This window comes from Pseudomonas abietaniphila (genome assembly GCF_900100795.1).
Classification (GTDB): domain Bacteria; phylum Pseudomonadota; class Gammaproteobacteria; order Pseudomonadales; family Pseudomonadaceae; genus Aquipseudomonas; species Aquipseudomonas abietaniphila.
Genome location: NZ_FNCO01000010.1, coordinates 266,986 through 275,910, shown reverse-complemented (window position 1 = coordinate 275,910; position 8,925 = coordinate 266,986). Strand labels below are relative to the sequence as shown.

Here is an 8,925-nt window from a genome sequence, read left to right as displayed (position 1 = left end):
CGTGACGCAGATGGGTATCCTGAAAATGATTTGAGTGGTTTACACCAAGCGTACCTGGAACGCATCCGACTCGCCGCAACGACCCCCGATGGTGGTAGAGCCATTCCTCTCATCGTCGAAAGTCAGCATTTTCAGACAATCAACGATATTCCCGTTCGCGATCTGTTGACTGCGATGTCCGCCGAGGGATTAACCGCCTTCGATCAAGGCATCAAAATCACTTTCCCTGCGCCAGGACCACGCGGCCGCGACACTACCTATTGGCAGAACGTCAAAGACAGCATCCAGTATGAGCTGGAACAGCAACTCAAGCGTCGCGGCGGCACCTACGGCGACTCGCCCGCGCTGGCAGTAGTCGGCTTGGCCGACATCCCGGCTTTGATGATGCTGGGCCAGAGTATCGGCGACCGTTCCAAGCGCTTGATCTTCTCCTTTCACCGCGAACATCGTTTGCGCTGGCCCGATCAGTCCGCTGAGCCGCCCGTTTTTTTGTTTACACCTCCCCCCGAAGGCGACGGGCCACTGGCGCTGGTGCTCTCCATTTCTGCGCAAGTCCCAGTTCGCGACGTGACCGACGCTCTGCCGGGTGCACGTATTGCAGAGCTGTCGATCCCAGAACCAAGCTATGCGATGGTACAGAACCGTCGAGTGATTCATGCCTTTCGCGACGCACTTCAAATACGACTGAGTCAGCTTGAAGCTCTGACTCCTGACCCTATCCACGTCTTCGCCGCTATTCCTGCGGCATTGGCCATCGAGTTTGGCGCGTTGCTCACAACGCAGCATCAACATACGTACCTGATCTTCGATCGGGACAAAGAAAACCAGGATCGGTTTACGCAAACACTGCAATTGGGCTCGGTGGCCCAGGAGGCTAGGTAAATGCTATTGAGCAACGAACAGACCAAGCGCAGCAGTTGGGAATATTTTCTGCTTCGCGCCGCGCGGGAAATCTCGCTGTCGGAAGCGCAGTACGAAAAAATAAATGACCGCTACTCCCAACTGGAAAAAATCCTCTCGGCTTCCGACAACCCGCTACTCGCTGAGGCCCATATCTTCGTTCAAGGCTCGATGCGGCTGAAAACGACCATCAAGCCAATCCCCGGCGCGCCTGCGGATCTGGACACCATTGATGCGGACGCGATCATCTGGTTCCCTCACGCTCAAGGCGCTAGTGCGAAGGAAGTTCTAGAGGCGATTGAGCAGCGTTTTAGGGAAGGTTCCCGCGTTCAGGAAGAAGTTAAACAATTACGTCGGGGCATCCGCATCGTTTATGCCGACGAAAATCCAGGCTTCCACATCGACGTCACGCCTGCCCGCGCGATCAACGGAAATGGCGAAGCCAACGGCGAGGGTAAGCTGGAGGTTCCGGATCGGGTCACAGGGTGGAAAGCAAGCAGCCCTATCCCTTACTCGAATTGGTTACAGGTTGCTTCTGCCCAGGAAATCTCTCTAGAAAGCTTGGTAGTTGCCAAGAGCCAGCGGATGCTCGATGCCGCGACGCAAGATCCTTTGCCGCATTATCAGGATTACATCGATCAAGATCCCCTGCGTGCGACTATAAAGCTGCTCAAGCGGCATCGCGATGAATGGGCCATCAACACAAGGAGCGCTGATACTCGCCCCATATCGGCGGTCATCACCACCCTGGCCACTCACGCATACTTGGATGTCGTGAAGGAATCGCAGTCGAAGCCTTTGGCGCCGCTCGATGCAATTTTGGAAATCGTTCGCAGAATGCCGCAGCACATCGCGCAAAGAGGTAGCGATTGCTTTGTCTGCAACCCTGCCGATAACGGCGAAAACTTTGCAGAAAAGTGGAATCGACCAGGCGAAGGGCAAGGCTATCGCCAAGCATTTGCCAAGTGGCATGCGGACGCCAGTGCATCCGTATCATTGGGTTTGGAAAGTTTTGAATCCAATGATTCCTTTGCCGAGGCAGTGAAAAAGAATTTCGGTATAGCACCGGCATTCATTACGGCAGTGAACAATGAGATCCCTGCGAATTGGACCATGCCCGGCCGACCGGAAGGCACTACTCGAAACTCTGCTTCGATGGGTTCGCTCTTCGGAGGGGCCAGCGGTGGCGCAACCTCTCAGTCGAGCGTAAAGCCAGTTGGACGCCTTGGCTGATCCTATTACGACGCCACTGCAGCGCGGAATCGCCGCACTGCGAAATACCCTAGGTCAGGACGCTGCCGATGCATTGCTCCAGCCCGCACCCATGCGGGCTGACGAAGCGGCATCCTTTTACTTTCCCTTGCCCATCGATTACACGGGGCAGGAGCGGCGACTGCGTATTGGTTTCCCCTCCAATTTTCCCCGTGGGCTTTTGCGGCTGAACGTCGAACCCTCTCCATGGCTGGTTTGGCCGCATGCCACCAGGTCGGGGCTTTGCCTTCATGGCTTTCAGGAACGCCCCATCATGGGCTCCCCGGAGGTTGTGGTAGAGGACAGCCTTGCTCGCTTGGCACAGATCGTTTCGTTGTCCAAGATGGGATCAAGCCAGGCAACGCGCGATATCGAATTTCAGAACGAGATCACTACCTACTGGTCTTTTCAGCACGGTCAGTCATTCCAGAACCTCTTACTGTTGGATCGACCTCAGGCTGCCTCGCAGATGTTTGCGCTCAGCGATCCGCGCCGGGCTGTGCCATCCGGTCAGGAAACGGTTTGGTTAGCATCGAACGTAGCTGCACTCAAAGGGCATTACCGACGGGTTGTCGGACGTTCCGCTGTCATTCGCGCGGCCGAAACTCCCGGTTTTTACGTCAAGCTTCAGACTTATCCGGATATCCGCACCCCGGATCCAGAAGATTTATTGCCGTGGCTAACGCCCCACCTTACACCAGACGATGCCGAGCAATTGCTGGCATGGTTTGAGCAGAATGGAACGTTGGCGAGTCGATGGATTGTTCTGGAGCTTCCAGGAGGGGCAGATGCTCCAACATATTGCCTGAATGTGCGCTCGCTCGGCGTCCAGCAGGAGCGGGGAGCAAAGTTTGGCCTGCGTACAGCGCGGCGCCGGCCAGCTATCGCAAATGCACATCCACCGGCGCTCGTCCGAGCAACTACCCTGGACGTGCTTAATCGAGCGTCCATTCTGTCCCGCGATATAAGCGGCACTGCGCAGCACCTTGAAAATGCTCGGGTAGTTTGCGTTGGTGTTGGCTCGCTAGGCAGTGCAGTGGCAATACAGTTGGCACGATCCGGTGTCGGCCACCTTACTCTCATCGATCCTGACACTTTGGTGTCAGCCAATCTGGGAAGGCACGTTCTGGGAGCGGATAGTCTAGGGAGACTGAAAGCTTCATCGTTAAGGGACAAGATTCTGTTAGATCTTCCGACGACAGAATGCACCGCATATTCGACTTTTGCCGAAGTGGTAATGAGCAGCAAACCAGAAGTGTTCGATAACGCAGATCTGGTGGTGATCACGACAGCAGACTGGCAGTCGGAAGTCACTGTATGGCGAGTCAAATCCAGCGGCGCTCCTTGGGGGCTTGTACAAGCCTGGAGCGAGCCGCATACCCAGGTAGGTCATGCGCTATTTGCACCAGCCGGCACCTTTGATGGCCGTCATCTATTCACGGACGTCGGCGATTTCGTGCATAGATTCACAGAATGGCCGGGAGGAGGTGTTGTTCCGCTGCCCGCCTGTGGGGAGAGCTTCATCCCAGGTGGCTCACTGGGGATGACCAATATCGCCTCTATGGTGTCGCACACGGCCCTACGCGCATTGACTGGCAACATCGCCACTGCATCTTGGATCAGCAGCATTTACAGACCTGAAGATGTGCTGAGCCTGGGAGGCCAATACCAAGGGCCCAAACTGCCAGAGGGGGCGCAGCAACTCCTACTCGAGCGTGGATGGCCGGAAGATAAGGACGAAACGGTATGACGGATATCGCATGGCGCTGGCGATGGCCGGAGGTGAATTCCGAGCTATTGGTGTCCCAAGCTGTCGCGGACATCTTGGTTAGTCATCGGCAGGGCCTTTTTGGCGTGGAGCGAGGGGGACAGTTATTCGTCAACCCGGTTGATCCGAAAGGGTTGCTGCTGGCCTTGGCCACGGTGCCTCATCGCGCCGATCGGTCAGGCTGGTCTTGGCTAGAGTTGGATGCGGAGCGGTGCCGCCAGGAGATCCAGGCTGCCAACGAACAAGGGTTACGTCTAGTGGGGTATTGGCATACGCATCCCCAATCCGTTCCGGTGATCTCTCCGGCAGACATCGGCAGCTTCTCCAAATTTGCTGCACGTTACACGCAGGATCTGCCGCGCCCGATAGCCGTTATTGTCGGCAAGTCCGAAAAACCCGAAGGTATCAAGGCGTGGTCGTTCAGGGACGGCAGATATGTTGAGGCAACCTGGGTCAGATGAGCTTTAAGTCCGTGAGGGTGGAAGGCAGGTCAGCGTTTACCTTTACCCGCTAGCATCAGGGCGAAGAGCTCTGCCTGAAAGCGGGCATCATCCAATGCGTTATGGTTCGGCTCGCTGAGTGGCTTCAGCGCAGCGGTCATTTTGGATGATTTTGTTTCCTGCCAGCTGCAACCTACAGCGCCCATAAAGTAGGCCTTCATGTCGATAGCGGTAAACCCAAAGGGGTTGGTTTCCAAGTATTTATGAAAGTAGTAGTTGACGAATGACCAGTCAAACGGTGCATTGAGTCCTACGAAAATGACCTTTTGCCCCGTTTTGCAGGACGACTTCAGCCACTTATCAAATGTCAGCATCGCCTGTTGCGGAGCGAGGCCATCGCGCTCCAGCTTCTCCAAACTCAGCCCCGATACTGCCAGCGCTTCGGGGTCGTGTTTCGGACTGTCAGGTCGTAGTTCAAGATAGATGAACGTTTCAGGTTGGGCTACAAGACAAGCGCCAATGGAAAGCAGACTGTATTCGCCTGGTATAGGCCCAGACGTCTCGACATCGACGGAAACATAAAGCTCATCAGGGTGCATGTCATATCCTTTCGTGTAGTTACCTGATCACGCTCAGGCTTAGCCATGTGAAGGTGGAAAGGCAGGTATTGCCGTTGACCCATTTTTTGCCCTTTCACTCGCTATCCGGCGTTCGAGCAGCGGCAGTGCCTGGCTGTCAGCGGATCGCCGATTTTCCTTTGGTCAGCTCTGCGCCCAAGCATAATGATGTATGTCATTCTGATGGCGGATGAGGGCCGGACGATCATGAGTGAAAACGAGCGTTGGATAGTCAAGTGCCAAAAAACTGAGGACGGCACTGGCGATATCATCATCGATCTGCCTCAAGAGTTGCTTGACCAAATGAGGTTAGGTGTTGGGGACGACCTGGAGCTAACCGTAGCGAATGGCACATTAGTGCTAACGCCCGTGCACAACGCAACATCAGTGCGGCCCATGGTTTCTGTCGTCCTGCGTCAGGATGTCTATCATGCTTATCGCATGCGTCTGGAGAGGCTTCTTCATATCTCTGTCAATGCCTCGGATCTGGACATTCACGACATGATAGTAGCTGGCTTCTCGGTCAGCCTGATCAAAATGCTTTGTGATGATGGAACCTTAAGCGACGAAGAGCGCGACAGAATCATTCAACCCAAAACGCTAAAAACAAGATTGTCAGCCAATCAGCTTTTAACGCTGCCTGAGAGCGACCGCCTTTTCCGGTTTGTACATATTACCGCCATGGCCGAGGTGATCTTCGGTGACAAAGTTAAGGCCAAACAATGGCTATCCAAACCCAAAGCCCGCTTTTTGGGAGAAAGTCCATCGTCGATGGTCGCTACAACCTTTGGCACACATCTAGTCGAAGAAATGCTGATTCAGGTGTCTGAGGGCATGTCGTTTTAATCCAGTCGCACCCGAGTAGAACCAACACAGCTGGCATTGTTAAGGCGACTGCTCCGTTAAGTCAGTTGCCCTCGGAATTGGTGAATATTTTTCTGACCTATCTTCAGATAGAGCGCTGATTCACTCGCTTCGACAGCTCTTCAACCGACTCTTTGCGTTCCGAGTAACGGTCTACCAAGTAATCTTTACGGTCACGCAATAGCAAGGTGAACTTCATAAGTTCCTCCATCACGTCGACCAGGCGATCGTAGTAGGAGGAAGGCTTCATACGCCCATCCTCGTCGAATTCGGTAAACGCTTTGGGCACTGAGGACTGATTGGGGATTGTCACCATCCGCATCCAGCGACCCAGTACCCGTAACTGATTCACCACGTTGAAAGACTGAGAGCCGCCGCAAACCTGCATTACTGCGAGGGTTTTACCTTGGGTTGGACGTACTGCACCCATCGCCAAAGGCACCCAGTCAATCTGAGCTTTAAAAACGGCGCTCATCGATCCATGACGCTCCGGAGAACACCACACCTGTCCTTCCGACCATTGCATTAGCTCGCGGAGTTCCGCGACTTTCGGATGGGTATCCGGAGCATCATCAGGCAGTGGTAATCCTGACGGGTTGAAGATTCGCGTTTCCGCACCGAAATGCTCCAGCAACCGCGCGGCTTCTTGGGTAACCAACCGGCTGAACGAACGCTCACGGGTCGACCCGTAGATCAGAAGGATGCGCGGTTTATGCATGGACGGTTCACGAGGATTGAGTCGTTCCATGCTTGGGACGTCGATGAGATCTGCTTCGATGTTGGGAAAATGGTCTTTCATAGTAACTCCTGGCCCCTGCGACGCTGGGCTTACAACGTGCCGATGCGGGTTAGCTCATTTTTAAGGTCTGCCTCGCTCAACGTAGCGATAGGCAACGAAATGAACGCGTTGACCCGCTCTTGGATTTTACTCAGGGTTTGCTGGAATGCCGCCTCGATTTGCGCTTCAGATCCCGAAGCTTCGGAGGGATCTGCCAGCCCCCAGTGAGCCTTGAGCGCCGGGCCGAAGAAAATCGGACAGGCTTCGCCGGCAGCCCGATCGCACACCGTGATCACGATGTCTGGTGGCGACCCTTCAAAGGCATCGGATGCTTTACTGCTAAGACCTTCAGTAGGGATACCAGCTGCTTTGAGCGTTTCAATCGCTCGCGTGTTTACACGACCACTTGGGAAGCTTCCGGAACTGACGGCTTCCATCCCTTCAGGGGCAAGGTGATTGAACACCGCCTCGGACAAAATGCTCCGGCAGCTGTTGTGGGTGCACATGAATAGGACTTTCATCGTGGTCTCCTGGAATCAAAAGCTGAGGCGCAAAGCCAAGGCGCTCAGGGTGGCAATGAGGATTGGAAGCGTGAGCACCACACCGGTCTTGAAGTAGTAACCCCAACTGATGGTGATGTTCTTTTTAGCCAGCACATGTAGCCAGAGCAGTGTGGCTAGGCTGCCGATTGGAGTGATTTTCGGGCCAAGGTCGCAGCCAATGATATTTGCGTAGACCATGGCTTGATGAACGACGCCAGTCGCTTCCGTTGCATGGATCGAGAGCGCGCCGATGAGCACTGTTGGCATGTTGTTCATGATCGAAGACAGCACGGCGGTCAGGAGTCCTGTACCCAGCGATGCCCCCCAAATGCCATATCCAGCAAATACGTTGAGCAATTGAGCAATGTGATCAGTCAGTCCGGCGTTCTTCAAGCCATACACGACCAGGTACATGCCCAGCGAGAAGATCACGACTTGCCACGGCGCGCCCTTGAGCACTTTGCTGGTGTTAATGGCGTGACCTTTGGCTGCGATGACATAGAGCACCAATGCGCAGGCGGCGGCGATGGCACTGATGGGGATACCCAGTGGCTCGACAACGAAGAAGCCGACCAGCAACGCGAGCAGCACCCACCATCCAGCCACGAAGGTTGCACGATCTCGGATCGCATCTTCAGGGGCATGCAGTTGTGCCAGGTCATAAGTCTTGGGCAAGTCTTTCCGGAAGAACCACAAGAGCATCCCCAGCGTTGCAGCAATGCTGACCAGGTTGACCGGCACCATGATTGCGGCGTACTCGCTGAAGCCAATGTTGAAGTAATCGGCCGAGACGATATTCACCAGGTTGGAGACCACCAGCGGCAGACTCGCGGTGTCGGCAATAAATCCTGCGGCCATCACAAACGCCAGAGTCGCTGCGGGTGAAAAGCGCAGGGCCAGTAACATGGCGATCACGATAGGAGTAAGGATCAGCGCCGCACCGTCATTGGCGAACAGTGCTGACACAGCTGCTCCCAACAAGATGATGAAGGCAAATAACTTGCGGCTGCTGCCACCTCCCCAGCGAGCGACATGCAAGGCCGCCCACTCGAAGAAACCAGCCTCGTCGAGCAGCAGACTGATGATGATCACGGCGATGAACGTCGCCGTGGCGTTCCACACGATATTCCATACCACCGGGATATCGCCGAGGCTGACCACGCCGCTCAACAATGCAAGCGCGGCACCCAATGAGGCACTCCAGCCAACACCCAGCCCTTTGGGCTGCCAGATAACCAGAACGATGGTGACAATGAAAATGAGTAAAGCGATTAGCATGCGAGCGACTCGTTTCGAAGGTTGGATCAGTCGCACACGGCCTGATTGACTGGACGATCATTCATTTCACAGAGCCGCTTGGTTTCTGTGTCCAGCCACTGCTGGTTGGCATCGACGACACCTTTAAGCACTTCGGTGACCCAGGTCGGCAGTTCGGGATGGAGTCGGTAGTAAACCCATTGGCCTTGGCGCCGATCCGCCAGTAACCCGGAGGATCTCAGCAGCGCGAGGTGTCGAGATATTTTTGGTTGGCTCTGCTCAAGAGCGGCGGTCAGTTCGCATACACAGAGTTCGCCCTCGCGGACGATGAGTAGCGTTATTTTGGTTCGGGTGTCATCTGCCAGGCTTTTGAACAAAACGGTAGGAGTGATTGGCTCGTTCATGAGGCATCCAGGTGTTTGGTATTCACCAATACAAATAATTTGATGCATACGTGGATATCGTGAAGTGCGTGCTTCTTCCGTGTACGGAAAATTGAATATACGAC

Annotated in this window: 10 protein-coding genes; 5 read left to right on the top strand and 5 right to left on the bottom strand. The window is 54.8% G+C overall.

The window, feature by feature from the left end:
• From BLS87_RS20305 to BLS87_RS20290, 4 genes are all read left to right on the top strand, one after another.
• The coding region (locus tag BLS87_RS20305; protein WP_074754970.1) for an SAVED domain-containing protein at positions 1 to 882 on the top strand (882 nt) is incomplete at its 5' end.
• A complete protein-coding gene (locus BLS87_RS20300) occupies positions 883 to 2,133 on the top strand; it encodes a nucleotidyltransferase domain-containing protein (protein ID WP_074754943.1) in 1,251 nt (416 codons plus the stop codon).
• Entirely contained in the window at positions 2,117 to 3,901 is a 1,785-nt protein-coding gene (locus BLS87_RS20295) for a ThiF family adenylyltransferase (RefSeq protein ID WP_074754941.1), read from the top strand. Before BLS87_RS20300 ends, BLS87_RS20295 begins: the two co-directional genes overlap by 17 nt.
• On the top strand, positions 3,898 to 4,380 hold the full coding sequence (locus tag BLS87_RS20290; RefSeq protein WP_054068364.1) for a Mov34/MPN/PAD-1 family protein: 483 nt from the start codon (positions 3,898 to 3,900) through the stop codon (positions 4,378 to 4,380). Before BLS87_RS20295 ends, BLS87_RS20290 begins: the two co-directional genes overlap by 4 nt.
• Positions 4,381 to 4,409: 29 nt before the next feature.
• Here the strand turns inward: BLS87_RS20290 and BLS87_RS20285 are convergent, their stop codons facing one another.
• Entirely contained in the window at positions 4,410 to 4,958 is a 549-nt protein-coding gene (locus tag BLS87_RS20285; RefSeq protein WP_074754939.1) for a 3'-5' exonuclease, read from the bottom strand.
• 225 nt (positions 4,959 to 5,183) lie between these two features.
• On the opposite strand from BLS87_RS20285, the gene BLS87_RS20280 reads away from it, so the two are divergent.
• Positions 5,184 to 5,822: an antitoxin Xre/MbcA/ParS toxin-binding domain-containing protein gene (locus BLS87_RS20280; protein WP_244165874.1), complete on the top strand. Its 639-nt coding sequence runs from the start codon at positions 5,184 to 5,186 to the stop codon at positions 5,820 to 5,822.
• A gap of 103 nt (positions 5,823 to 5,925) precedes the next feature.
• On the opposite strand, the gene arsH is transcribed toward BLS87_RS20280, so the two are convergent.
• The 4 genes from arsH to BLS87_RS20260 are packed head-to-tail and all read right to left on the bottom strand — an operon-like array spanning position 5,926 to position 8,821.
• The gene (gene arsH / locus BLS87_RS20275) at positions 5,926 to 6,639 is read right to left on the bottom strand and encodes an arsenical resistance protein ArsH (RefSeq protein ID WP_074754937.1); all 714 of its coding nucleotides are present in this window, start codon (positions 6,637 to 6,639) and stop codon (positions 5,926 to 5,928) included.
• 29 nt (positions 6,640 to 6,668) lie between these two features.
• Positions 6,669 to 7,139: an arsenate reductase ArsC gene (locus tag BLS87_RS20270; protein WP_074754935.1), complete on the bottom strand. Its 471-nt coding sequence runs from the start codon at positions 7,137 to 7,139 to the stop codon at positions 6,669 to 6,671.
• A 15-nt stretch (positions 7,140 to 7,154) separates the two neighbouring features.
• On the bottom strand, positions 7,155 to 8,438 hold the full coding sequence (locus tag BLS87_RS20265) for an arsenic transporter (RefSeq protein WP_074754933.1): 1,284 nt from the start codon (positions 8,436 to 8,438) through the stop codon (positions 7,155 to 7,157).
• A gap of 26 nt (positions 8,439 to 8,464) precedes the next feature.
• Positions 8,465 to 8,821: a metalloregulator ArsR/SmtB family transcription factor gene (locus tag BLS87_RS20260; protein WP_074754931.1), complete on the bottom strand. Its 357-nt coding sequence runs from the start codon at positions 8,819 to 8,821 to the stop codon at positions 8,465 to 8,467.
• Between the last annotated feature and the right edge of the window lie 104 nt (positions 8,822 to 8,925).